This window comes from Pseudomonas sp. PDM24, from assembly GCF_019218905.1.
Taxonomy (GTDB): domain Bacteria; phylum Pseudomonadota; class Gammaproteobacteria; order Pseudomonadales; family Pseudomonadaceae; genus Aquipseudomonas.
The window spans coordinates 878,897-904,164 of record NZ_JAHUWR010000001.1 but is presented as its reverse complement, the minus strand read 5'-3'; the positions used below and the strand labels follow the sequence as shown (position 1 = coordinate 904,164).

The window sequence follows — 25,268 nt, the reverse complement described above, 5'->3', positions numbered from 1 at the left end:
CAAGATGTTCCACTGTTGCCCCGCCAACAGCCTGGCCTGTCTCACCAACGCATCGATACGCCCAAATCGAGCACTTCGCTTTTATGGAATGGATCGTCGACCCAATACCGCATCTGCATTCCCCCCACCCACAGACTGTTAATAAATGCGCAAGCAGGAATCAAGAATGATGCTCGTCCCTCTTGAAGTGGAATCACTAATCTATTGGGAGTGTTGCCAACCTTGTATTCAAGGGTCACCTGCGGTCCCGGATAGACGTTCCGGTTCAATTCAATATCGACCCGGGCACCGGCAATGACATCTTCGATAAAGACATTGTCGCCGTAGGCCACGGGTAGTACGGGTGCAGGTAAAAGCTCTGACGGCTTTTTGTGATTAATAGACATGTCTGAATCCGATGTTAAGGAGTAGGCCGCCATTCGCCGGCGCACTCATCATTGTTGGATCCGAGGCACATCGTCTACTGTGAGAAGCAACAGGTATATACGTGTTTTACGCGACAGAATCGACACCGATCAAATCACCACATTACGCACAAAGCGCGCCGCCACGTCCCCCTCATTGCGATAGGAATGCGGCTGATTACTGGCAAACATAAAGAACTCACCGGCCGCGATTTTCTGCGGCTCGTTGCCGAGCATCAGGGTCAGGCAGCCTTCAAACACATAAATCTGTTCGCTATAGCCATCGGCATCCGGCTCCGAGGGGTAATGCTCGCCTGGCTCAAGGCGCCATTCCCAGAGTTCCACTTCACGAGTGGCGGTAGCTTTGGCCAGCAACACCGCTTTACTGCCAGGGATCGTGCCGGTCCAGGCCAGTTCATTGATGCGGCTCGGGTCGTGGGCTTCAGGGGCCTGGATCAAGTCGCTGAAGGCAACGTCCAGCGCTTCGGCCACGCGGTCGAGGGTGGTCAGGCTGACGTTCTTCTCGCCGGCCTCGATGGCCACCAGCATGCGGCGACTGACACCGGATTTTTCCGCCAGGGCGCTCTGGCTCATGTCGGCGGCATGGCGCAGACGTCGGACGTTCTGGCTGACGTGCTGGAGGACCGACGCCCGTTGGGTGGAATCTTTGTGCACTATATTGCTCACTTGATGGTGTTGCGCAGTATACTGCCCAACTTCCGGCGCATTGTGCGTCTCCCTCAGGTAGCGCGCAAGGTCATGACGTCGATGAACTCCTCCCCTGCTTCCTCCCGCTTCTCACGGTTCAGCAAAGCTGAGTGCGTGTTGGTGCTGATCACCATGGTCTGGGGCGGAACCTTTTTGCTGGTGCAGCATGCGATGACCGTCAGCGGGCCGATGTTTTTCGTCGGTCTGCGTTTTGCTGCGGCGGCGAGCATCGTGGCGCTGTTCTCCTGGCGTCATCTGCGCGAACTGACCCTGTTCGAACTCAAGGCCGGGGCGTTTATCGGCGTGGCGATCATGCTCGGTTACGGCTTGCAGACCGTGGGCTTGCAGAGCATTCCCAGCAGTCAGTCGGCGTTTATTACCGCGCTGTATGTGCCGTTCGTGCCGTTGCTGCAATGGCTGGTGCTGGGACGGCGTCCGGGGTTGATGCCGAGCATCGGGATCATGCTGGCCTTTACCGGGTTGATGCTGTTGTCGGGGCCATCCGGCGCTTCGTTCAATTTCAGCCCTGGTGAAATCGCCACATTGATCAGCGCCGTGGCGATTGCAGCGGAGATCATTCTGATCAGCACCTATGCCGGCCAGGTCGACGTGCGCCGGGTGACGGTGGTGCAACTGGCGGTGACTTCGGTGCTGGCGTTTCTGATGGTGGTGCCGACTCAGGAAATGATTCCAGAGTTCTCCTGGTTGCTGTTGTGCAGCGCATTGGGCCTGGGCGCGGCGAGTGCGGCGATTCAGGTGGCGATGAACTGGGCGCAGAAGAGTGTTTCGCCGACGCGGGCGACGTTGATCTATGCCGGAGAGCCGGTGTGGGCCGGGATTGTCGGGCGGATCGCCGGAGAGCGGTTGCCGGCGATTGCGTTGGTTGGCGCGGGGTTGATTGTCGCGGCGGTGATTGTCAGTGAGTTGAAGACCAAGGGTAAGGTTGTTACGGCGCAAGAGGATTTGGAGCGGGAAACACAAGGGTAAGACCCGATATCTGCGGCGTCTGATGGATCGTCTTCGCGAGCAAGCCCGCTCCCACAGGGGATCTACGGCGTACACACAATGAGTGTCGCACCGAAACCCTAATGTGGGAGCGGGCTTGCTCGCGAAGGGGCCGGGACAAGCGAAATCGCGCTCACTGAAACAATGATAAACACGAATTTGCCGTTTATTTTGTAGGATTCTGCGACAGCTTGGCGTTTGGTGATCAGGGAGCTGGCACGTATGATGCTTCACAAACTTCCGCAGATTAGAAGCCTATGTCTCTGATAGTTCTACTGCTTCTGCCTTTTATCGGCAGCTGTCTGGCAGCCTTGCTGCCGCACAACGCGCGTAACACCGAATCGCTGTTGGCTGGCCTGGTGGCCCTGATTGGCACCGTGCAGGTCGCGCTCTTGTACCCGCAAATCGCCGATGGCGGCGTGATCCGCGAAGAGTTCTTCTGGCTGCCCAGCCTGGGCCTGAACTTTGTTCTGCGAATGGACGGTTTCGCCTGGCTGTTCTCGATGCTGGTGCTGGGCATCGGCACGCTGGTTTCGCTATACGCCCGCTACTACATGTCGCCGGACGATCCGGTGCCGCGTTTCTTCGCGTTTTTCCTGGCGTTCATGGGCGCCATGTTGGGGTTGGTGATCTCCGGCAACCTGATCCAGATCGTGTTTTTCTGGGAGCTGACCAGCCTCTTTTCATTCCTGTTGATCGGCTACTGGCACCATCGCGCCGATGCGCGACGTGGCGCCTATATGGCGTTGATGGTCACCGGTGCCGGTGGTTTGTGTTTGCTGGCGGGGGTCATGCTGCTCGGGCATGTGGTGGGCAGCTATGACCTGGACAAGGTCCTGGCCGCCGGCGATCTGATTCGCGCACATGCCCTCTACCCTATTCTGCTGCCCCTGATCCTGATCGGCGCCTTGAGCAAAAGTGCGCAATTCCCCTTCCACTTCTGGCTGCCCCACGCCATGGCGGCGCCGACACCAGTCTCGGCGTATCTGCACTCGGCGACCATGGTCAAGGCCGGGGTCTTCCTGCTCGCACGCCTGTGGCCGTCGCTGTCCGGCAGTGAAGAATGGTTCTACATTGTCGGCGGGGCCGGGGCCTGTACGCTGTTGCTCGGTGCTTACTGCGCGATGTTCCAGAACGACCTCAAGGGCCTGCTGGCCTACTCGACCATCAGCCACCTGGGCCTGATCACTTTGCTGCTGGGCCTGAACAGTCCGCTAGCCGCCGTCGCCGCAGTGTTCCACATTCTCAACCACGCCACGTTCAAGGCTTCGCTGTTCATGGCCGCCGGGATCATCGACCACGAAAGCGGCACCCGGGATATTCGCAAACTCAGCGGCCTGATCAAACTGATCCCGTTCACCGCCACCCTGGCCATGGTCGCCAGTGCCTCCATGGCCGGCGTGCCGCTGCTCAACGGCTTCCTGTCGAAAGAAATGTTCTTCGCCGAAACCGTGTTCATCAACGCGACGGCCTGGATCGAGATGACCCTGCCGATCGTCGCGACCATCGCCGGGACGTTCAGCGTGGCTTACTCCCTGCGCTTCACTGTCGATGTGTTCTTCGGCCCGACCGCCACCGACCTGCCGCACACCCCGCACGAGCCGCCACGCTGGATGCGCGCGCCGGTGGAATTGCTGGTGTTTACCTGTCTGGTGGTGGGGATCTTCCCCGCTCAAGTGGTCGGCCCGTTGCTCGCGGCGGCGGCATTGCCGGTGGTGGGCGGGACGCTGCCCGAGTACAACCTGGCGATCTGGCACGGCTGGAACGCGCCGATGATCATGAGCCTGATCGCCATGTCCTGCGGCATCATCCTCTATCTACTGTTGCGCAATCAGCTCAAGCGCGGGCGCTTCCCGCACCCGCCGGTGATCAGCCACTTCAACGGCAAGCGCCTGTTCGAGCGCGGCCTGGTGATCATGATGCGCCTGGCCCGTCGTCTGGAGCGGCGGATCAGCACCCGGCGCCTGCAAACCCAACTGTTTCTGGTGGTGCTCGCCGCCGTGCTGGCCGGGTTGATCCCGATGCTGCACAGCAGCCTGAGCTGGGGCGACCGACCGAAGATTCCGGGCTCGTTCGTGTTCGTGATCCTCTGGCTGCTGGCGATTGCCTGTGCCCTTGGCGCGGCGTGGCAAGCCAAGTATCACCGGCTCGCGGCCCTGACCATGGTCAGCGTCTGCGGCCTGATGACCTGCGTGACCTTCGTCTGGTTCTCGGCGCCGGATCTGGCCCTGACGCAATTGGCGGTGGAAGTGGTGACCACGGTGCTGATCCTGTTGGGCCTGCGCTGGCTGCCGCGACGGATCGAAGAGGTCTCGCCATTGCCGAGCAGCCTGCGCAAGGCACGCATCCGCCGTATCCGCGACTTGCTGCTGTCGATCGCGGTCGGTGGCGGCATGGCGCTGCTGTCCTACGCGATGCTGACCCGCCAGACGCCCAACGACATTTCCTCGTTCTACCTCAGTCGCGCCCTGCCCGAAGGCGGCGGCAGCAACGTGGTCAACGTAATGCTGGTGGACTTCCGTGGCTTCGACACCCTCGGCGAAATCACCGTGCTGGTGGCGGTGGCCCTGGCTGTGTTCGCCCTGCTGCGACGCTTCCGTCCACCGAAAGAAAGCCTGCAACTGCCGGCCCAACAGCGCTTGCTGGCGCCCGACGTGGTCACCGACCTGGTCAACCCGCGTCACGCCAGCGACACCGCGCTCGGTTTCATGATGGTGCCAGCGGTGCTGGTGCGTCTGCTGCTGCCGATTGCGTTTGTGGTGTCGGTCTACCTGTTCATGCGCGGGCACAATCAACCGGGCGGCGGTTTCGTCGCCGGTCTGGTGATGTCGGTGGCGTTCATCCTGCAATACATGGTCGCCGGCACCCAGTGGGTCGAGGCACAAATGAGCCTGCGGCCGCTGCGCTGGATGGGCACCGGGCTGCTGTTCGCCACGGTCACCGGGCTCGGGGCGATGGTGACCGGGTATCCATTCCTTACCACTCACACCTGGCATCTCGCATTGCCGCTGCTCGGCGAGATTCACATCGCCAGCGCACTGTTCTTCGACATTGGCGTGTACGCCGTGGTGGTCGGCTCGACGCTGTTGATCCTGACCGCCCTCGCCCACCAATCGGTACGCGGTCATAAAACCAGCGCGCAACCCAAGCCCGTGGCCAAAGCAGCTGCCACGCAAGGAGCCATCTGATGGAAGAAGTCATCGCAATCGCCATTGGCGTGCTGGCCGCGTCCGGCGTGTGGCTGGTGCTGCGGCCAAGGACATTCCAGGTGGTCATGGGCCTGTGCCTGCTGTCCTACGGCGTCAACCTGTTCATCTTCAGCATGGGCAGCCTGTTCATCGGCAAGGAGCCGAACATCAAGGATGGCGTGCCTCAGGATTTGCTGCACTACACCGACCCGCTGCCGCAAGCGTTGGTGCTGACCGCGATCGTCATCAGCTTCGCCATGACCGCGCTGTTCCTGGTGGTGCTGCTCGCCTCCCGGGGCCTGACCGGCACCGACCATGTGGATGGCCGGGAGCCTAAAGAATGAATCCAATGGCGCACCTGATCGCAGCCCCCATTCTGCTACCGCTGCTGACCGCCGCGGTGATGCTGATGCTGGGCGAAAAACACCGCCCGTTAAAGGCCAAAATCAATCTGTTCTCCAGCCTGCTGGGGCTGGGCATTGCCGTGATGCTGCTGCAATGGACGCAAACCACCGGCGTGCCGGGCTCCATCGGTGTGTACCTGCCGGGCAACTGGCAGGTGCCGTTCGGCATTGTGCTGGTGGTCGATCGTCTGTCGGCGCTGATGCTGGTGCTGACCGGGATCATCGGCGTCAGCGCCCTGCTATTCGCCATGGCGCGCTGGGACGGCGCCGGCTCGAGTTTCCACGCGCTGTTCCAGATTCAGTTGATGGGCCTGTACGGCGCCTTCCTGACGGCGGACCTATTCAACCTGTTCGTGTTTTTCGAAGTGCTGCTGGCCGCCTCTTACGGGCTGATGCTGCACGGTTCGGGCCGGGCGCGGGTGTCGTCGGGGCTGCATTACATTTCGATCAATCTGCTGGCCTCGTCGCTGTTTTTGATCGGCGCGGCGTTGATCTACGGCGTTACTGGCACGCTGAACATGGCCGACCTGGCGCTGAAAATCCCGCTGGTGGCGGAGGCCGATCGCGGCTTGCTGCATGCCGGCGCGGCGATTCTGGCGGTGGCGTTCCTGGCCAAGGCCGGGATGTGGCCGCTGAATTTCTGGCTGGTGCCGGCCTACTCCGCGGCCAGCGCTCCGGTGGCGGCGATGTTCGCGATCATGACCAAGGTCGGCGTCTACACCTTGCTGCGTTTGTGGACGCTGCTGTTCTCTGGGCAGGCCGGCGCATCGGCGTACTTCGGTGGCGACTGGCTGATCTACGGCGGCATGGCGACCATCGTTTGCGCCGCCGTGGCGATCCTCGCCGCGCAACGCCTGGAGCGCATGGCCAGCCTGAGCATTCTGGTATCGGCAGGCATCCTGTTGTCGGCCATCGGTTTCGCCCAGCCGAACCTGATCGGCGCGGCGCTGTTCTATCTGGTCAGCTCAACCCTGGCCTTGAGCGCGTTGTTCCTGCTGGCCGAATTGATCGAGCGCTCGCGGTCGGCCAACGAAATGCCGCTGTTCGACGACGGCGAGCTGCTGCCACGGCCCCTCGAATCCTTGCAGCCACCCAAAGGCTTCAACCTCGATGACGACCGCAAAGCCGTGGTCGGCCAGGTGATTCCCTGGACCATGGCTTTCCTCGGTTTGAGCTTTATCGCCTGCGCCCTGCTGATCATCGGCATGCCGCCACTTTCCGGGTTTATCGGCAAACTCAGCCTGCTCAGCGCTTTGCTCAATCCGCTGGGGCTGGGTAATGGCAGCGACGAACCGATATCGAACAGCGCGTGGGGGTTTCTCGTCCTGTTGATCTTGTCCGGTCTGGCCTCGTTGATCGCTTTCTCGCGTTTGGGCATCCAGCGTTTCTGGACCCCGCAAGAGCGGCCGTCGCCCTTGCTGCGGCGCCTGGAATGCGTGCCAATCGTCGTTCTGCTGGGGCTGAGCATTGCGCTGACGTTCAAGGCCGAACCGCTGCTGCGCTACACCCAAGCGGCGGCCGTTGCATTGAACAACCCGCAGCAATACGTGATGGCGGTGCTCGAAACCCGTGTAATTCCAGGCCCGCAAGCCAAGGCAGCGCTGCTGGAGGTGCAACCATGAAGCGCCTGTTTCCTGCACCTTGGTTGTCGTTGGCGTTGTGGCTGCTGTGGCTGGTGTTGAACCTGTCGATGAGCCCCGGCAATCTGCTGTTGGGCGCGATATTAGGGCTCTGCGCGCCGTTGATGATGCGCAAGCTGCGGCCGCGGCTGGTCCGCATTCGTCGGCCAGGGGTAATCCTGCGTTTGTTCTTGCTGGTCGGGCGCGATGTGATCGTGTCCAACCTCGCCGTGGCCTGGGGCGTGCTCAACGCGGGCCGTCGTGCGCCCCGCTCGCGGTTCATCAAGGTGCCGCTGGATTTGCGCGATGCCAACGGCCTCGCGGCGCTGTCGATGATCTGCACGGTGGTGCCCGGCACGGTCTGGTCGGAATTGGCGCTCGATCGCAGCATTTTGCTGCTGCACGTCTTCGATCTGGATGATGAAAGTCGATTCATCCAGCACTTCAAGACGACCTACGAGCGCCCCTTGATGGAGATCTTCGAATGAGCGCATTGCTGTCGAACGCGATCCTGCTGAGCCTGTTCATCTTTTCAATGGCGATGATTCTGACCCTGATCCGGCTATTCAAGGGTCCATCGGCCCAGGACCGGGTTCTGGCCCTGGATTACCTGTACATCATCGCCATGCTGATGATGCTTGCGCTGGGCATTCGTTATGCCAGTGACACTTACTTCGAGGCGGCGCTGCTGATCGCCCTGTTCGGCTTCGTCGGCTCGTTTGCCCTGGCCAAATTCCTGCTGCGTGGCGAGGTGATCGAATGAGGCCTGAACTGTCTCTGTGGGTGGAAATTGCGGTGGCGATTCTGCTGGTGCTGAGCAGCCTGTTTACGCTGATCGGCGCGGTCGGGTTGCTGCGAATGAAGGACTATTTCCAGCGCATGCACCCACCGGCGCTGGCCTCGACTTTAGGCGCATGGTGCGTGGCACTGGCTTCGATCATTTACTTTTCGGCGCTCAAGTCGGCGCCCGTGCTGCATGCCTGGCTGATTCCGGTTCTGTTGTCGATCACCGTGCCGGTGACCACGCTGCTGCTGGCCCGGGCGGCGTTGTTTCGCAAGCGCATGGCGGGGGATGATGTGCCGGCTGAGGTGAGTAGTCGGCGGACCGAAAGCGGGAGTTGAATCCATAGATTTGCGTTGAATTGCAGGGCCTCTTCGCGGGCAAGCCTCGCTCCTACAGGTTATGTTATGCGCAGACCTTGTAGGAGCGAGGCTTGCCCGCGAAGCTTTTCAAATCCAGGCCACTGTGAGCAATCCGGCCCCCAATACCACACACAGCGGCGAATACGCCCACGTATCAAGGCGGGCAAATCTCGAGTCCTTCTCCTGCTTGAAGAACCCCACCAAATTCGAATCGCCGATCGCCCGGGCGAACATCAGCATCGCGATCGCGCTGATCACCCACTGCAGGGACCAATGATGCACCGTGGGCAGATACAATCCGACCCGCAGGCACACCAGCATCGCGATCAGCAGTAAACCCACCGCCACCAGCAACGTGCCAAAGCCCGACGGCTTGAACGCCGGCCTTGATGCCTCACCGCCCTCCCCGGACACACGCGGCACCGCCGCCTCGCTGCCCCATTTGCCACCCGCCGCCCAATACAGGTGGACCAGGCTGATCAATAAAAAGATTGCAGCAATCCATTGCGCGACCAAAAGACTCATATTCAGGCATCCGGTATGAAATGTTGCAGCAGGATGAACTTCCTCACGCGTTTTTGTAAGGGTATTCGTCATTGACGGAGTTCCCCTTGTGGGAGCGGGCTTGCTCGCGAAGACGGCGGCACATCCAACCTCGAGGTGACTGACGAACCGCTTTCGCGAGCAAGCCCGTTCCCACACTGGATTCGCGTCGGCCAGGAATACCGGGATCAATCCAGTCCTCTGCCCCCCCTCTATTTCAGGGCGGCAGAAACTTTATCCGCCACATCCTTCGGCACCCAGGCCTGCCATACGTCCGGGTGCGCCTTCATGAAGGCCTCTGCCGCCTGACGTGGCGGGGTGTGTTTTTCGCTCATGTCAGCCAGGGCCTTGTTCAACGCTTCGATCGGTAAATCGACCTTGGTGAAGAACTCGGCAATCTGCGGGTATTGTTTTTGAAATGGCGTGGACACGCCGATGGACAGCTTGGAGGGCAGCGAACGCGTTGGTTTCGGATGGGGGTTGTCCGCGTCGGTCAGGGTTTTCCAGGCGTCGGCGTCGAACGGTGGCTCTTGCAACTGAATCAGCTTGAAACGGCCGAGCAACGGCGTCGGCGACCAGTAATAGAACAGGACCGGCTTGCCGCGACGAATCGACGAGCTGATCTCTGCGTCCAGTGCCGCCCCCGAACCACTGCGAAAATTCACGTAACTGTCGTCCAGCCCATACGCCTTGAGCTTCTGCTTGTTGACCACTTCCGACGTCCAGCCGATCGGGCTGTTGAGAAAACGCCCCTTGCCCGGGGTTTCCGGGTCTTTGAACACGTCTTTGTAGCGTGGCAGATCACTGATACTGCGCAGATCCGGCGCCATCGGCTTGATGCCCTTGGCCGGGTCGCCCTTGATCACATACTCCGGCACCCACCAGCCCTCGGTAGCACCCTTGACCGTATCGCCCAGGGCCGCCACTTTGCCCTCGGCCTCAGCCTTGACCCAGACCGGACTGCGACCGGCCCATTCCTCGCCAATGACCTGAATGTCATTGTTGGCCAGCGCGGTCTCCAGGGTAATGGTCGTCCCCGGTAAGGTGTCGGTCGGCAAGCCATAGCCCTTCTCGACGATGATCCGCAGGATATCGGTGATCAGGCTGCCGCTTTCCCAGTTCAGGTCGGCAAAATGAATCGGCGCCTGGGCAGAGAACACCGGAACGGGTGAAGCCAATAAACCGAACGTGGCCAGGGTAGCGGCCAGTAACCGTCGAAATCCCCTCATGCTTTTGCACCTCGCGCTGTTCACAGCAATAGCAGGATGGCCTGACAAAGAAGACCGCAAGCCTCTGAATACTCAGTCATCTGACTGTAGTTGAGGTTCCTGCTTTCGAGGGACGAGGATTAACTTTCGCAAGGTTCCTGCAAGCGTGCAAGCTCTCTTCTGACCATGCTGGCGTACGCCGCCGGACGCAACAGGTAAATCTGTGACGCCACCCAACTCAGCCAGGCTCCCTGTAGAACGGCCTTTTGAGCCAACAAGCGCTGCGCCTCGGCGTGGGCACTGGCCTGGTTCTGTTCGTGGAAGTCGGCGCGGGTCAGGGTCATTACTCGCTGGCCTTGAAAGTCACCAGTTCGCCCTTGCGCCACTTGGCGGCCTTGGCGGTCACGGCTTTCAGGGTTTTGGTCAGGCCTTCCTGCAATTGTTGATGGGCCGCGAACACCATCACCACACTATGACCTTCCTTGAACACAATGCCGTGGCCGTCTGCGGTGGTCACGAACGCGTAATCCCCCAGCCCGTACACCGTCAGTTTGATTTCGCGGAACTTGATGTCCAGCTTGCCGCCTTCGCGGCTGGGCAATACGGAAGCACTGAAATGGTCGCCGACCTTGAGTTTAAGCCCTGGCTTGTCATCCACCACCAGCGCTGCTTCGGTGTCGAGCTCGGCAATGTAAATGCCTTCAGCGTTCTGTTCGGTGATGTAGACGAAACGTGACTGAAACTGTTTAACCAGCTTTGCGCGCAAATCACCCAGTACGAACAAAGCATGCATATCGAGATTACTTACTGCCAAGGAAACATCCCCACATCTGAAAATGACGCCGTACGCGGGAAACGCGCACAGCAGAAAAAAGCGGCAATGCCGAGGTGTAGCCAAATGACCCGGGTCGAATCCTGGAATGAGCAGAGGGCCCATTCATCGTGAGGTTTGAGAAGATTACTGGAACATCCCTCACGTCGTCTTGCCTGGCGGTCGTCAGATGTTGAAGGAAAACGCCCTTCTGACGGCCAGATAAAACCGGATTACCAACTTTAGGGAAAATTCTCTTTAAAAAAAGCACTTTTCCGACATATCGCCAGTAAAAAATTGCTTTAGATGGGCATCAATCGCCAACCATCAATGGCGATTCTAGAGCAGCCATGCTCACCGAGACTACCCATAACACCGTACACACGTCGGTAAAACCACGAAAAGGACTTCATATGTGCACACTGACTCACTTTGCCCAGCCTCACATCCGACACACAAATGGCTCGTCATCTCTGCATTCGATGGTGTTCCACGAGCAGGATTTCCTGCCTGAAGAGCGTCTGCTCCCACGTTTTCAGGTGGTATTGGCCGGCAACGCCTTTTTCCACATCAGGGAAATATCCACCGGACGTGTAAGAGGTTTCCGCGGCAACCATAACGATGCCTGCGCCCTTGCCCGTTTACTCGAGGAACGCAGTTGAGGCACCTGCAGCGCTCACTTCTATAGACGTTTCGTCACACCGGTGACTTAACTCAGCCGCCGACAGGCAACTACTGCCATACTGCCCGACCAATGAAACCCGCCCCCAGGGCGGACGGCGCTCAACACAACAACTATTTCCAAGGGAAGACTGCTACGTGACGGAATTTGATATCGGTGAATTTTTTATCCGGGGCGAAGCCAGAGAGGTCGAAGGCGAATTCCAGGCAGTCATTATCATGCGCGCCAAACCGCCGTTGACCACTGTGACGTCTCACCAGGTCGAAAAGGATCGCTGGTTCAAGACCGCGGATGTCGCGGCCGTTGCCGCCCAGGATGCCGCCAAGGCGCTGAAGCTTGCCGTCGATGAAGGTGCATTGAAGACCTGATCATCGGATTTGCAGTCTATGCTCATCCCTGCTTTTGCTCGCACTCGACGCGACGAATTATCTGCAAGGAGATGAAGATGGACTCACCCACACATGATTTGAAAGGCCTGTTCGACCAGCTCGGTCTGGACTCCAGCGAGAAGGCCATCGACGATTTCATTGCCAGCCATTCTCCCCTGGCCGACAACAAGAAACTCATCGACGCCGAGTTCTGGACCCCGCAGCAAGCCGGCTTCCTCAAAGAACAACTGCGTGAAGACGCCGATTGGGCGCATGTGGTCGACGACCTGAACCTGCGCATGCACCAAATCCACTAGCCAGATTCACTCTGTAGGAGCGAGGCTTGCCCGCGAAGGCGGTGTGCCATTCAACACTGATGCCGACTGACACACCGCCTTCGCGGGCAAGCCTCGCTCCTACAGGTAATGCTGTTCACTTAAGCTCAGCGAGATTTTTGTGGTTTGTAACCCAACCGCAAACCACCCCAATGCCGCCCCTTGAGCATGATCGGCACCGACAGGTCGTGCATCAGTTCACCGGTATCGCGGGTGTAAGTCTGCAACAACACGGCCTGTTGGTGGCTGCCACAACGGATCCCGGTGCGGTCGGTGAATTTGCGTTTGGTGCGGTTGTGCAGGGTATCGACCTGTACGTCACCGGTCAGCGGCTGGCTGAACACGGTGTTATGGGTGGGCACATAACCCTGCTGCGTGCAGGCGATGGCGAACACCAGGCCTTCATGGCGCGGCAGCAACGGTTCCTGAATCGCCGGCAATACCTGATCGGTGTAGCGGTCGAAACGGGTCTGGTATTTGGCCGGGCTGGTGTTGGGGATCGTCTGGTAACTGCGATCAAACAGGTCATCGAGGCTGATCCGGCCCTGATCGATGTCCGCTTCGAAGCGTGCCGCTATCTGACTCGCCCCTTCGCGGGCCAGATCGTAAATCCGCTGGTGATAGTCATCCAGCCCGACTTCGGCCAGGCGTTCGCTGATGGATTCGGCCTGCCCTTCCATTTGCACCGCTGCCTGGGCGAGCCGCTGGGTCTGCTGGTCGCTGATCGCCAGATCGCTGCGCATCTGTTCGATGGCGTGGAACAGACTGTCGAGTTGTTCGCGGTTGGTGTCTGCGCCCTGGGCGATTTCCCCGACCTGCCTTTCGACCCCGGCGGCCAGGCGCGCGATGTTTTCCAGGTGCTGCCCGGTGTGCTCGACTTGCGCAACACCGGTATTCAGATCGCTCGCCAGTTGACGAATCTGCTCCACCACTTGCGCGGTGCGCTGCTGAATGTCGGCAACCATCTCCCCGACTTCACCGGTCGCCGTCGCCGTGCGCGCGGCCAGCCCGCGAACCTCATCGGCCACCACCGCAAAACCGCGACCGTGCTCGCCGGCCCGCGCCGCTTCGATGGCCGCGTTCAGCGCCAACAAATTGGTCTGGCTGGCGATGGACTGGATCACCAGCGTGACCCGCTGGATATCGTCGCTGCGCAGGCTCAAGGCTTCGATCAGCTCGCGACTGCTGCTGGCACGCTCACTGAGTTGATGCATGCGCGCAATGGACTCGACCAGTTCCGTGCGCCCTGCCGCGCTGCTCTGATGAGCTTCGCTGGCCGCGCCCAAGGCTTCCCGACTGAGTTTCGACGTAGCGTGCTCGGTGGCGATCATCACTTCAGCGCTGCTGACAATCTGCGCCGCGGCGTTGAGCTGCGATTGCAGTTTGTCCGCCAGTTGTTTGACCGAATAGGCCACGCCGGCGGCCGACAAGGCGTTATGACTGGTGGTGTAGGAAAGATCGCGAGTCAATTCGGCGATGGCGCTGGAACTGTCTGCGGGGGTTGCATCAGGGAGAGTGCGCGAGCGCAGGCGCGGCAGCCAGATAATCAGCACGGCCAATGGCAGGCCAAGGTAAAGCGACCAGCCAGCCAATGCCATGCCGCACAGCAATAGCATCAGGGCGATGCTTTGCAGGGTCGGCGTCAGCCAAAGGTTTTTCGGCAAAAGTGCTGGTGCAGGCATTGCCCCAACCAGAGATCCGTCCCTCGTCATCTTCGTCACCCCACGCGTCTTCTAGTTGTTGTGATCGCATTAAACGCCACTACAAAGCCATTATCTATGGTCCGTTAGTAGTGGGGGTTGCAGCAGATCAATAGAAGTGCGTGAAATTTTTTTGGGCGACAAAAAGCTTCGCGGGCAAGCCTCGCTCCTACAGGTCATGTCCGTAGGAGCGAGGCTTGCCCGCGATGGGGGCGCTACTGAATCAAGCCTGACGCTGGTGCTTGTCGATCTGTTCGTGACGCTCTTGAGCTTCGATGCAGTACTTGGTGGTCGGGCTGATCAGCAGGCGTTTCAGGCCGATGGCCTCGCCGCTGTCATCGCACCAGCCGAAGCTGTCTTCCTTGATGCGTTCCAGGGCTTGTTCCAACTGAGGCAGCATGCGCTGGTCGCGATCGATCGCGTTCACCAGCCAGGTGCGCTCTTCTTCGACGGAAGCCGCGTCAGCCGGATCGGCCGGGGTGTCCAGGCTCTCGATGGCGATGCGATTCTGCTCGATGCGCTCATGGGTTTCGACTTTCATGTTCTGCAACAGCTCAGAGAAAAAAGCATGTTGCTCGGCATTCATGTAGTCATCCGCCGGCATGGCCAGCAACTTGTCCTTTGTCATTGATATCTCTATAAAAAAACGTGCATTAAGGCGAATTAGGGAGCGATCCGTTGAACCTGAAGCGTTCATTGGAAAGGCGCCGTTTATTCCAAGCGCCACCCGGCACTCAATTTACGAGGGGCGGCAGTCTAAGGCCGACTTGAGGCCTCAGCAACTGAAAAGACAGCAAATCTGTCCGACAAAGCCCTGAAAGTGCGCTACGGCTGGCTTTGAGGCGCTTATCGGAGTGCGTTTATAGCAAGAAATTCAGTCGAGCGGCTGTATATAGAAGACAAACGGCTGCGCCACGCGGGTCAGGCGTGGCGCATTTTCGCGTTTTGTCCGGCTTCAGCGCTTGAGTTTGCGCTTGTTGCGGTACTGGTCGATGACCACCGCCACCACAATAATCAGCCCCTTGATGATGTCTTGAATATAAGCATCAACCCCGACAAAGGTAAAGCCGCTGGCCATGACCCCGAGGATCAACGCGCCGATCACCGTGCCGGTGATCCGCCCTACGCCACCGGCCAGGCTGGTGCCGCCGATGACCGCCGCGGCAATCGCATCCAGTTCGTAAGACATGCCCATCCCGGCCTGCCCGGTCGCGGCCCGCGCCGACGCCACGACCCCGGCCAGGCCGGCAAGCAACCCGGCGATGCTGTAGACGATCACCAGATGCCGCTTGACGTTGATCCCGGAGGTGCGCGCCGCCTGCATGTTGCCGCCGATGGCGTAGGTGTATTTACCGTACTTGGTGTAGCGCAGGGCGATGTGAAAGATCACCGCCACCACCAGAAAGATGATCACCGGCATCGCGCCGTGTCCGATGGCCGTGTAGGAATCCGAGAGCATGCTCACCGGCTGACCTTCGGTGTAGTAGCGCGCCAGGCCGCGGGCCGAGACCATCATGCCGAGGGTGGCAATGAACGGCGGAATCCCGGTGATCGCAATGATGCTGCCGTTGATCGCCCCCGCCAGTAATCCCACTCCGAGCCCGACGATCACTGGAATCCACACCGGCAAGTCGGTCAGGGACGGAAACACCGCCCGGGCAAAGTCCGAGGTCTGGGCCAGGCTGGCGGCAATCATCGCCGACAGCGCCAGCACCGAACCGGAGGACAGGTCGATACCGGTGGTGATGATGACCTGGGTCACCCCGATCGCCAGCAGGCCGATGATCGACACTTGCAGGATCATCAGCACCAGACGCTGAGAGTTCATCAGGAAGCTCTGGTCCCGCACGATCCAGCCGAACATTTCGAAGACCAGGCCGATGCCGATCAGCACCAGGAAAATACTCAATTCGGTCGGAAAGCGCCGGCGACTCTTGACCGGTACCGCTGCAGGCTTGTTTTCCAGTATCGCGTTCATAACCACTCACCCTTCTATTGCGTCGCGACGGCGGCCATGGCCACCGCCAGCATCCATTAGTGAACCGCGGACATGCCCGAGGCCAGTTGCATCACCCGTTCCTGGGTCGCTTCGCTGCGGTCGAGAGTGCCCATCAGGTCGCCCTCGTGCATGACCATGACCCGGTCGCTCATGCCCAGCACTTCCGGCAGTTCCGAGGAAATCATGATCACCGCCATGCCTTCGCTGGCGAGGTAGGAAATAAGCCGGTAGATCTCGGCCTTGGCACCGACATCGATGCCCCGGGTCGGCTCGTCGAGAATCAGGATGCGCGGATTGGTCATCAGCCAGCGCGCCAGCAAGGCCTTCTGCTGATTACCACCGGACAGCGTGTCGATGCATTGCTCCAGGGACGGGGTTTTCACCCGCAGCTTCTTGCACATGTCTTCACATAACGCGCGCAAGGCTTTCTGCTGGATGAAGCCGTTGCCGACGTAATGGGGCAAGACTGCCATTTCCATGTTTTCCAGCACCGACAGGCACGGAAACAGGCCGCTCAATTTGCGATCTTCGGTCAACAGTGCGAAGCCCTTCTCGATCGCCATGTGCGGATCGCTGATGCGCACCACCTCGCCGTCGAGGCGGATTTCGCCACCGTCGCTTGGGGTGATGCCGAAAATCGCTTCGGCGACGTTGGTCCGCCCCGAGCCCATCAACCCGGCGATGCCAAGGATCTCCCCGGCATGCAGGTCGAAGGAGACGTCCTTGAAAATGCCGTCCAGCTTGAGGTCGCGTACCGACAGCAACAGATCGCCGATTGGCTTCTCGCGCACCGGGAACAACTGGCTCAGCTCGCGGCCGACCATCATTGAAATCAGGCTGTCGCCGTCCATGCTGTCGGCCCGCTGCAGGCCGATGTAGGCGCCGTCACGGAACACCGCCACTTCATCGGCGATGCTGAACACTTCGTTCATTTTGTGGGTGATGTAGATGATGCCTTTGCCCTGGCGCTTGAGGTCGGCAATGATCGAGAACAGATGGGCGACTTCCTTATCGGTGATGGCCGAGGTCGGCTCGTCCATGATCAGGACGTCGGAGTCATAGGACACAGCCTTGGCGATCTCGACCATCTGCCGTTCGGCGATGCTCAGGTTGCCCACCTGCTCTTCCGGGTCGAGGTTGATCCGCAGACGTTCCAGCAGTTTGGCGGTGCAACGGTGCATCTCGCGATGGTCGATCATGTGCAGGCCGTTGAGCTGTTCGCGACCGATCCAGATGTTCTCGGCGATGCTCATGTGCGGCATCAGGTTGAGTTCCTGGTGGATCATCGCGATCCCGGCCTGGAGCGCAGCCAGCGGTGTTTCGAAAACCACCGGTTTGCCCCGCAGGCGCAACTCGCCGGCGTCCGGCTGGTAGATGCCGGCAATGATTTTCATCAGGGTGGATTTGCCGGCGCCGTTCTCGCCCATCAGCGCCAGCACGGAACCGGGACGTACCCGCAGCTGTACGTCGGACAAGGCCACCACACCGGGAAATCCCTTGCTGACGTTGATGATCTCCAGCAGGTACGGCTCATCGACAGGTGTTGCAGTTGGCTGGACACCCATTAACGGGGTGCTCGAAGCAGTCGCTGAAGCGAACATGATCAGGTACTCCATCAGCAAGGTCGCGTTGCAACCTTGCGTGCTTATTGTTGTTATCGAACGGACGGACTATTTGAAGGTGTCGACGTTTTGCAGCGTGATCAGGCGATACGGCACCCACACGGCCGGCTCGACCGGTTCGTTTTTGGCCATTTTCACCGCCGTGTCGATCGAACCGTCCGCCTGACCCTTGGCGTCCTGGAACACCGAGACCAGCAGAGAGCCCTTCTTCACCGCGTTCAAACCGTCGGGCGTACCGTCGACACCGGCGATCAGCACACTGCCTTTGGCGACGCCAGCCTGTTGCAGGGCCATTGCCGCGCCAATCGCCATCTCGTCGTTGTTGGAGACCACCGCGTCGAATTTGCGGCCCTGGGTCAGCCAGTCGTTGACCAGGGTCATGCCCTTGTCCCGCGACCAGATGCCGGACTGCTCTTGCTCGATCTTGATGTTCGGGTACTTGGTCAGCACCTCTTTTACGCCCTTGGTGCGGTTGGTGGTGGAGTTGTTGGCCAAATCACCGAGCAGAATCACGATGTCGCCCTTGCCGCCCATTTTTTCGGCCAGGTACTGCATCTGCATCTGGCCGGCCTCCAGATCGTTGGAGGCGACAGTGACCACGCCTTTGGGCAGGTTCAGGTCATCGGGACGACGATTGACGTACACCAGCGGAATACCGGCCTTGACCGCCGCTTCAGTGATTTTTTTGGTGGCGGCGGTATCCACCGGGTTGACCACAATGGCGTCGACCTTCTGGCTGATGAAGCTTTCTACCTGGCTCAACTGCCTGACCACGTCGCTGCGCGCGTCTTCGAACTGCAGCTTGACGCCATCGGGATAGGACTTGGCTTTGGTGTCCATGGATTCGCGCAGGTAGGTCAGCCAGGTGTCATCGAACTGCGACATGCTGACGCCGATCTTCATGTCAGCGAGTGCGGCGCCGCTGGCGAACATCAGGGACAAGGCCAGCGAGGCGAAACGGATCTTGGTCTTCATGAAAAGTCTTTCTCCACATTCTTGTTGGTTTTATGGATAAGGCGTGACGATTTCAGTGAGCGGGCAAGCGGACTATCGGTGCACCCGGAATACAGCAGACCAGGGCGCCATTGCGTTCGACGCAAAGCAAGCGAAAGAAGGAATGAAACGAGACGCGACGCAGGTCGCGAGAGAGGTGCAGCGCGGAACGTAAAGCATGCAGAGCAGAGTTGAAGGTTTTCATCGACGGTACCTGGCTTTGTTTCTTGTTTTTGGTGCGTCCTTCACTCGTTCAAGGCCTGCTTGAGCGTGATCGGACGTTGATAGTCGGCAACCTGGAAATGACTTTATTGGAAAATAATTTCTATATCAACTCATTTTAGAATTTTATTCTGATTTTATTCCATGACTGTCGAACGGGCTCAGTGCCACCACTTGATGTCGCTCAAAGCTGAGCCGCGCAGCGTCTAGCACGCGGGTGGTCGCCAGTGCATCACGTGCCTCGACCGGCAGTGGGCCACCGCTCTGTAACGCGGTTTGTAGCTGCAAATAGAACTGATTCCAGCAGCCACGCTCGGACGGCACCCGCTCACGCACCTCGCCCTGCTCGAACCAGCCCCAGCGCCGATGCTCTTCGACGCCCCAGCGCTCGCCTTCGGATTTCGGCGTGAGCCCGGCGAGGGTCGACGCCTCCTGCCCGTCCAGACCGTCGACGCTGTAGCAACCCTGGGTGCCGGTCACGCGAAAGCGCGGGCCGGGGGTGTTTTGCAGGCAACTGCCGCCCAGGTGCGAGATCACGCCGTTGGCATGGGTCAGGGACATAAAGAAGCCGTTGTCGAAGGCCTGGCCTTTTTCGAGGTAATCCAGTTCGGCGTAAACCCGGGTGACGGGGCCGAACAACAAGAGCGCCTGATCCACCAGATGGCTGCCCAGATCGCGCAGGAAACCGCCGCCGCTGCCGTTGTTCACCGACTGCGGCGAATAGCGCTCGATCCGCGATTCGAAACGGGTGACCTGACCCAGCGCACCGGACTCGATGAGTTTGCGCACGGTGAGAAAGTCCGAGTCCCAGCGCCGGTTCTGGTAGACGCTCAGTTGCACGCCTTGGCGCTCGGCCATGGTGATCAGGGTTTGCGCTTGTTGCGCATCACCAGCGAACGGCTTGTCGCTGACCACCGCCACTTCGTGTTCGATGGCGTCGAGCACCAGCGCCGGGCGACCTTTGAGCGGTGTGGAGATCACCAGCACATCGACCCCGGCTTCGACCAGTTGGCCGATGCTGTCGAAAGCCGGCACACCGGGATGCTCCGCCGCCAGCAGTTGTCGGCGCTCGGCAGAACGGGTGACCACGCCTACAAAGGTCGCCGCCGGCAAACTGCTGATCAGCGGAGCATGAAAAAACCGGCCGCCATGGCCGTAACCGACAAGTCCGATACGCATGAAAGTATTCTCCTTATAGTTAATCACCGGATGCACACGGACCTTGTGGGAGCGGGCTTGCTCGCGAAGGCGATGTGTCAGGTGATATCAATGCTGAATGTGCCGCCGTCTTCGCGAGCAAGCCCGCTCCCACAGGTTTTGTGTATGCCGGGGTTATTGGCAGAGTTCGCGGGTCACGCGTTCAAGCATCATGCGATTGGACTCGTCCGGCCGGTCTTCCCAGGCGAATACCGAGACGGTCGCGATGCCATCGAACTTGATCTCGCGCAGGGTACCGAAAAACGCTTCCCAGTCGACCTCGCCCTGGCCGATGTCCAGATGCTGGTGCACGGTGGCGGTGACGCCCGGCGGGTTGACGATGTAGCGCAAGCCCGAGGAAGCCTTGTGGTTGTAGGTGTCGGCGATGATCAAGTGGCTCAGTTTCGAGCCGGCGTACTTGAGCATCGAGGCGATGTCACCGACACCGTCGTCATAGAAAAACGTGTGCGGCGCAGCATAGAGGTAGTTGATCCAGTCCCGGTCCAGACCGCGAATGATGTCCACCGACTCGTTATTGCGCTCGCAGAAGTCATAAGGGTGGGCCTGGATATCGAGCTTGATACCTTCGTGTTCGAACTCGGGGATCAGTTCGTCCATGGAGCGCATGAACTGGTTTTCGCACACCAGCGGGTTGTCCGACTGGCCGGTGAACTCGGTGTTGACCAGTTCGCAGTCCATCTCCACGGCAATCTGGATCGCGCGCTTCCAGTTACGCACGGCGGCCACACGCAAACCTTCATCGGCGGCTGCCCAGTGGTACATCGGTAACAAGGAAGAGAGTTTGACCCCGGTGTCGCTCAGGGCTTTGCGAAATTCCTTGATCCGCGCCTTGTCGACCCGCGGGGCTTTATAGAACGGCAGGAAATCTTCCCGGGGCGACAACTCGATGTGTTCGTAACCAAGCTCGGCAACCTTGTCGACCATCTTGCCCAGGGACAGGTTGCGGTACATGTAGGGGTCTAGTGCGATGCGCATGTTTTTTTGTTCTCCTTAACCAGAATCTGAACCCAGACACCAACCCCTGTAGGAGCGAGGCTTGCCCGCGAAGGCGCACGTTCAGCCGACATCAATGTTGAATGTGCCGACGTCTTCGCGGGCAAGCCTCGCTCCTACAGAGGGATCGGGGTTAGCCGTAGAAACGGGGGCGGTCTGGCAGGCCGACTTTTACGATCTGGCCGCTGCTCTGCGCTTCGATGCAGGCATCCGCCGCCACCGCTGCCGCGAAACCATCCCATGCCGACGGCCCGCCGACCTGCCCGGCCCGCACGCCATCGATGAACGCCTGCAATTCGACGTCATACGCGGCGATGAACCGGTCCTTCCAGTCCATCAAAATTGCATTGGACAGCTTCGCCCCACTGCGCAACTGAACCTGCGACGGTTCCGGCAGTTTGGCGATGCCGGTCTCCCCCACCACTTCGCACTGGATGTCGTAGCCGTACTGGCAGTTGACGAACACTTCCACATCGATACGGGTGCCCTTGGCGGTTTCCAGCAATACGATCTGCGGGTCTTTCAAATGGGCGTGGGCCTTGCTGGTCTTGCGCGGGAACACCACTTGCACCGACACATAATCGTCGTCGAGCAACCAGCGCAACACGTCCAGCTCATGAATCAGCGTGTCGGTGATCGCCATGTCAGTCTTGTAGTTTTCACCCACGGTCGGGTTGCGGTGGGCGCAGTGCAGCATCAACGGCTCGCCGATCTGGCCGCTGTCGATCACTGCTTTCAACGCCCGATAACCCTCATCGTACGGGCGCATGAAACCGACCTGCACCAGCCGTTTGCCATGGGCCACTTCGGCCTCGACGATCTTGCGGCAGCCTTCGGCAGTGACCGCCAGCGGTTTCTCGCAGAAAACCGGTTTGCCAGCGGCAATCGCTGCCAGTACAAATTCTTCGTGGCTCGGGCCCCAGGAGGTCACGAGAATCGCGTCGACTTCCCGCGCCTTGATCAACGCATGACCGTCAGGATAGACCTCGGCAGTCAGCTTCAGATCGGAAACGACCTTGGCCGCTTGCTGCAAATTGATGTCGGTGACCGCGACGACCTGGCTGTTGAGCAAGGTCTGGCTGCAACGACGGATGTGGTCCTGGCCGATGGCCCCGGTGCCGATAACGCCGATCCGCAACGAATTGGAAAGCAAAGACATATAAACACTCCTGTGGGTTCGTTCAGGGCAATCAGTATTGACGGGCCTTGGCCAGTCGTTCATTGAGGGTCTTGGCCACCGCATCGGTGCGGGCGCTGGTGGAGACTTGCGCCACGCCGACCCGCCACCACGACAGGTATTTGTGAATCATGGTTTTGGGCAGGACCTTGATGTCGATCAGCGTCGACACCGTTTGCAAACGCGCATCGGCCAACGCGGCTCGCAGCTCTTCAACGGTGTTCACTTTGTAAGTCTTGCAGCCGTAAGCCGCCGCGCTCATGGCGAAATCCACCGGCACGAAGCCGCCATCGAGCTTGCCGGTTTCCGGATTACGGAACCGGAACTCGGTGCCGAAGCTGTCCATGCCGTGTTCCATTTGCAGGTTGTTGATGCAGCCGAAGGTCATGTTGTCCAGCAGTACCACGTTGATCTTGCGCCGCTCCTGGATCGAGGTCGCCAGCTCCGAGTGCAGCATCATGTAGGAGCCATCGCCCACCAGTGCGTAGACCTCGCGCTCAGGCTCGGCGAGCTTCACGCCCAGCGCGGCGTTCACCTCGTAACCCATGCACGAATAACCGTACTCGACGTGGTAAGTGTTCACGCCCTTGCTGCGCCAGCTGCGCTGCAAGTCACCGGGCAAACTGCCAGCGGCGGCGACGATCACGGCGTCATCGGCCAGGGTTTCATTGAGCACGCCGAGCACCCGGCTCTGGGTCAGGCAGGAGCCGGTCAGCTCGATGAATTCGCGCAGCACCGCCGGGTCCAGGTGGTCATTGATTTCCGGGACGAAATCTTTGGCCTGGTATTCGACCTGATAAATGCGATCGACTTCTTCATCCAGTTGCGCCTTGGCTTGACGGGGTTGATCACCCCAGCCCGAGCGGTAATCGCCCAGTGCTTCGGCCAGTGCCTGCAAACCGGTTTTGGCGTCTGCCAGCAGTTGCACGCCGTCGAGTTTCAGCGCATCGCAAGGGCTGATATTGAGGTTGAGAAATTGCACGTCCGCATGTTTGAACAAGGATTTCGACGCGGTGGTGAAATCGCTGTAGCGAGTGCCGACACCGATGATCAAATCAGCATCCTTGGCCAGCAGGTTCGCCGCCAGGCAACCGGTTTCGCCGATCCCGCCGACGTTCAGCGGATGGCTGGACACCACCGCGCTTTTGCCGGCCTGGGTTTCGGCAAAGGGAATATCGAAGCGCTCAGCGAACGCCTGCAACGCTGCATTGGCGCCGGAGTATTTGACCCCACCGCCACAGATGATCAGCGGCTTGCGCTTGCCTTTGAACAGCGCCAAGGCATCACCGAGCATCGCTTCGGTGGCCGGGCGGCGCTCGATGCGGTGTACGCGTTTTTGCAGGAAGTAATCGGGGTAGTCGTACGCCTCGGCCTGCACGTCTTGCGGCAAGGCCAGGGTTACCGCGCCGGTTTCGGCGGGGTCGGTGAGCACGCGCATGGCGTGGATCGCCGCGGTCATCAGTTGCTCGGGACGGTTGATCCGGTCCCAGTATTTGCTCACGGCCTTGAACGCATCGTTGGTGCTGATGCTCAGGTCGTGGAACTGCTCGATCTGTTGCAGTACCGGGTCCGGTTGGCGGCACGCATAAACGTCACCGGGCAACAGCAGCAAGGGAATACGGTTGGCAGTGGCCGTCGCGGCAGCGGTCAGCATGTTCGCTGCCCCCGGCCCTACCGATGAAGAGCAGGCGTAGATCTTGCGCCGCAGGTGTTGCTTGGCGAAACCGATGGCGGCGTGGGCCATGCCTTGCTCGTTGCGACCCTGATGGACGATCAGGTCGCCGCTGTCCTGTTCCAGGGCTTGCCCCAGACCCAGCACATTACCGTGGCCGAAAATGGTAAAGATCCCGGCGACGAATTTGCTCTGAACCCCATCGACCTCGATGTACTGGTTATCGAGGAATTTCACCAGGGCCTGGGCCATGGTCAGTCTTGTTGTGGTCATGCTTGCACCTTTTCTGTATGCAAATCCGATCAATGTGGGAGCGGGCTTGCTCGCGAAGGCGGTGTGTCAGGCGACTTCAATGTTGAATGTGCCGCCGTCTTCGCGAGCAAGCCCGCTCCCACAGTTGATCTCCATCAGTTCAAAAACAATGTCAGCTCAGGGATTTCTGCAGGTGATCCATACTCGCGCCAATCGCCGTCTGGATATCCGCCAGGCCATGGACACTGTCGGCGAACGGCTCGAACGACAGGTAGCCGCTGTAGCCGGTAGCGAGCAAGGTTTCGATCTGCGCCGCGTTGCCGAGGATGTCGCCCTCGCCCACCAGCACCCGGTGGCCGTCGCGGATGGTCGCCAGTGGCGCCTCGGCATCTTCGACGCCGGAGATGTGCACCAGCCCGGTCAGCTCGGGGAAGAACTCATGTTCGCAGGCCAAGTGATGGTGAAAGGTGTCATGCACCAGACGGAACACATCCAGCCCACCGATGGCCTTGATCGCGTCGACCGCCGTGCGTTTGCGCCGCAGCGAGCATTCTTCGAAACCCAGCGGCTCGATGAAACCGAGGATGCCGTGATCGCGCAGGATCGGCGCCAGTTCGCTCAACGCCGTGCGCAGCCCGGCAGCACGCTGCGCCTCAGTTCGTGGATCGGCACGGTCGTTCAACGGGCACATCACCAAACCCTGCGCGCCGCAATCACGGGCATAAGCGGCGAGTTTCAGGGCGTGTGCACGGCGCTCGTCATTCCACACATCGAACGGATACAGCGCGTTGATCGACAGCACGGTGATGCCTTTGGCCGCGCACAGCTCACGCACGTGTTCGGGCGCGGTGCCGTCCTCGATCTCGACACCCTTGAGGTCGTTGCGGATCTCGATGGCGTCGGCCTTGAGGGTCACCGCCAACTCAATGAACGCGGGCAGGGACAAACGTGGGGCGACCATACGATTCAGGGCGAAACGCAGGGGTTTGCTCATTTTTTGTT

Annotated in this window: 26 protein-coding genes; 10 read left to right on the top strand and 16 right to left on the bottom strand. The window is 59.9% G+C overall.

The genetic code is table 11. From position 1 onward, the window contains the following. Positions 1–41: 41 nt before the first annotated feature. A complete protein-coding gene (locus tag KW837_RS04235) occupies positions 42–386 on the bottom strand; it encodes a hypothetical protein (protein WP_218394627.1) in 345 nt (114 codons plus the stop codon). A 129-nt stretch (positions 387–515) separates the two neighbouring features. After that, positions 516–1,079 (bottom strand): helix-turn-helix domain-containing protein, encoded by a 564-nt coding sequence (locus tag KW837_RS04230; RefSeq protein WP_192342793.1) that lies wholly within the window; start codon positions 1,077–1,079, stop codon positions 516–518. 15 nt (positions 1,080–1,094) lie between these two features. On the opposite strand from KW837_RS04230, the gene KW837_RS04225 reads away from it, so the two are divergent. The 7 genes from KW837_RS04225 to KW837_RS04195 all read left to right on the top strand — a co-directional run bounded on the left by KW837_RS04225 (position 1,095) and on the right by KW837_RS04195 (position 8,450). Then, positions 1,095–2,099, top strand: coding sequence for a DMT family transporter (locus KW837_RS04225; RefSeq protein ID WP_218395151.1), 1,005 nt, complete (start codon positions 1,095–1,097; stop codon positions 2,097–2,099). A gap of 275 nt (positions 2,100–2,374) precedes the next feature. Beyond that, positions 2,375–5,305: a monovalent cation/H+ antiporter subunit A gene (locus tag KW837_RS04220; protein WP_218394626.1), complete on the top strand. Its 2,931-nt coding sequence runs from the start codon at positions 2,375–2,377 to the stop codon at positions 5,303–5,305. After that, complete coding sequence (locus KW837_RS04215; RefSeq protein ID WP_008029186.1) at positions 5,305–5,649, top strand: Na+/H+ antiporter subunit C; 345 nt, start codon at positions 5,305–5,307, stop codon at positions 5,647–5,649. Before KW837_RS04220 ends, KW837_RS04215 begins: the two co-directional genes overlap by 1 nt. Beyond that, complete coding sequence (locus KW837_RS04210; RefSeq protein ID WP_218394625.1) at positions 5,646–7,331, top strand: monovalent cation/H+ antiporter subunit D; 1,686 nt, start codon at positions 5,646–5,648, stop codon at positions 7,329–7,331. The genes KW837_RS04215 and KW837_RS04210 overlap by 4 nt, the downstream gene beginning before the upstream one ends. Beyond that, positions 7,328–7,816 carry a Na+/H+ antiporter subunit E gene (locus KW837_RS04205; RefSeq protein ID WP_192342790.1) on the top strand — a complete coding sequence of 163 codons (489 nt, stop codon included), beginning with the start codon at positions 7,328–7,330 and terminating at the stop codon, positions 7,814–7,816. The genes KW837_RS04210 and KW837_RS04205 overlap by 4 nt, the downstream gene beginning before the upstream one ends. Continuing rightward, positions 7,813–8,091 (top strand): K+/H+ antiporter subunit F, encoded by a 279-nt coding sequence (locus KW837_RS04200; RefSeq protein ID WP_008012107.1) that lies wholly within the window; start codon positions 7,813–7,815, stop codon positions 8,089–8,091. Before KW837_RS04205 ends, KW837_RS04200 begins: the two co-directional genes overlap by 4 nt. Beyond that, positions 8,088–8,450: a Na+/H+ antiporter subunit G gene (locus KW837_RS04195; protein ID WP_007895414.1), complete on the top strand. Its 363-nt coding sequence runs from the start codon at positions 8,088–8,090 to the stop codon at positions 8,448–8,450. Before KW837_RS04200 ends, KW837_RS04195 begins: the two co-directional genes overlap by 4 nt. A gap of 108 nt (positions 8,451–8,558) precedes the next feature. Here the strand turns inward: KW837_RS04195 and KW837_RS04190 are convergent, their stop codons facing one another. The 4 genes from KW837_RS04190 to KW837_RS04175 form a co-directional block, all read right to left on the bottom strand. Continuing rightward, positions 8,559–8,996, bottom strand: a complete 438-nt coding sequence (locus KW837_RS04190) for a DUF3995 domain-containing protein (RefSeq protein ID WP_218395150.1) — start codon at positions 8,994–8,996, stop codon at positions 8,559–8,561. A gap of 230 nt (positions 8,997–9,226) precedes the next feature. Next, the gene (locus tag KW837_RS04185; RefSeq protein ID WP_218394624.1) at positions 9,227–10,243 is read right to left on the bottom strand and encodes an ABC transporter substrate-binding protein; all 1,017 of its coding nucleotides are present in this window, start codon (positions 10,241–10,243) and stop codon (positions 9,227–9,229) included. Between the two features lie 119 nt (positions 10,244–10,362). Then, positions 10,363–10,566 (bottom strand): hypothetical protein, encoded by a 204-nt coding sequence (locus KW837_RS04180; protein WP_218394623.1) that lies wholly within the window; start codon positions 10,564–10,566, stop codon positions 10,363–10,365. Beyond that, entirely contained in the window at positions 10,566–11,036 is a 471-nt protein-coding gene (locus KW837_RS04175; protein ID WP_008067697.1) for a hypothetical protein, read from the bottom strand. The genes KW837_RS04180 and KW837_RS04175 overlap by 1 nt, the downstream gene beginning before the upstream one ends. 410 nt (positions 11,037–11,446) lie before the next feature. Between KW837_RS04175 and KW837_RS04170 the strand changes: the two genes are divergently transcribed. The 3 genes from KW837_RS04170 to KW837_RS04160 all read left to right on the top strand — a co-directional run bounded on the left by KW837_RS04170 (position 11,447) and on the right by KW837_RS04160 (position 12,400). Then, positions 11,447–11,695: a hypothetical protein gene (locus tag KW837_RS04170; RefSeq protein WP_218394622.1), complete on the top strand. Its 249-nt coding sequence runs from the start codon at positions 11,447–11,449 to the stop codon at positions 11,693–11,695. Between the two features lie 157 nt (positions 11,696–11,852). After that, positions 11,853–12,083: a hypothetical protein gene (locus tag KW837_RS04165; protein WP_192342785.1), complete on the top strand. Its 231-nt coding sequence runs from the start codon at positions 11,853–11,855 to the stop codon at positions 12,081–12,083. 77 nt (positions 12,084–12,160) lie between these two features. Continuing rightward, a complete protein-coding gene (locus KW837_RS04160; RefSeq protein ID WP_192342784.1) occupies positions 12,161–12,400 on the top strand; it encodes a DUF2789 domain-containing protein in 240 nt (79 codons plus the stop codon). A gap of 125 nt (positions 12,401–12,525) precedes the next feature. Here KW837_RS04160 and KW837_RS04155 read toward each other — a convergent pair whose 3' ends face one another. The 10 genes from KW837_RS04155 to KW837_RS04110 form a co-directional block, all read right to left on the bottom strand. After that, positions 12,526–13,749, bottom strand: coding sequence for a methyl-accepting chemotaxis protein (locus tag KW837_RS04155; RefSeq protein WP_371317117.1), 1,224 nt, complete (start codon positions 13,747–13,749; stop codon positions 12,526–12,528). Between the two features lie 592 nt (positions 13,750–14,341). Next, positions 14,342–14,746, bottom strand: coding sequence for a TraR/DksA family transcriptional regulator (locus KW837_RS04150; RefSeq protein WP_007907888.1), 405 nt, complete (start codon positions 14,744–14,746; stop codon positions 14,342–14,344). Positions 14,747–15,073: 327 nt separating this feature from the next. Next, complete coding sequence (locus KW837_RS04145; protein ID WP_007907889.1) at positions 15,074–16,096, bottom strand: ABC transporter permease; 1,023 nt, start codon at positions 16,094–16,096, stop codon at positions 15,074–15,076. A 56-nt stretch (positions 16,097–16,152) separates the two neighbouring features. After that, positions 16,153–17,718, bottom strand: coding sequence for a sugar ABC transporter ATP-binding protein (locus KW837_RS04140; protein ID WP_218394620.1), 1,566 nt, complete (start codon positions 17,716–17,718; stop codon positions 16,153–16,155). A 69-nt stretch (positions 17,719–17,787) separates the two neighbouring features. After that, the gene (locus KW837_RS04135) at positions 17,788–18,714 is read right to left on the bottom strand and encodes a sugar ABC transporter substrate-binding protein (RefSeq protein ID WP_007907891.1); all 927 of its coding nucleotides are present in this window, start codon (positions 18,712–18,714) and stop codon (positions 17,788–17,790) included. A 366-nt stretch (positions 18,715–19,080) separates the two neighbouring features. Then, a complete protein-coding gene (locus KW837_RS04130; protein ID WP_218394619.1) occupies positions 19,081–20,133 on the bottom strand; it encodes a Gfo/Idh/MocA family oxidoreductase in 1,053 nt (350 codons plus the stop codon). Positions 20,134–20,286: 153 nt separating this feature from the next. Beyond that, positions 20,287–21,147: a sugar phosphate isomerase/epimerase family protein gene (locus KW837_RS04125; protein ID WP_218394618.1), complete on the bottom strand. Its 861-nt coding sequence runs from the start codon at positions 21,145–21,147 to the stop codon at positions 20,287–20,289. 151 nt (positions 21,148–21,298) lie between these two features. Continuing rightward, on the bottom strand, positions 21,299–22,324 hold the full coding sequence (locus KW837_RS04120) for a Gfo/Idh/MocA family protein (RefSeq protein ID WP_218394617.1): 1,026 nt from the start codon (positions 22,322–22,324) through the stop codon (positions 21,299–21,301). Between the two features lie 31 nt (positions 22,325–22,355). Further along, a complete protein-coding gene (gene iolD, locus KW837_RS04115; RefSeq protein ID WP_218394616.1) occupies positions 22,356–24,287 on the bottom strand; it encodes a 3D-(3,5/4)-trihydroxycyclohexane-1,2-dione acylhydrolase (decyclizing) in 1,932 nt (643 codons plus the stop codon). Positions 24,288–24,438: 151 nt separating this feature from the next. After that, complete coding sequence (locus tag KW837_RS04110) at positions 24,439–25,260, bottom strand: TIM barrel protein (RefSeq protein WP_218394615.1); 822 nt, start codon at positions 25,258–25,260, stop codon at positions 24,439–24,441. Positions 25,261–25,268: the final 8 nt, after the last annotated feature.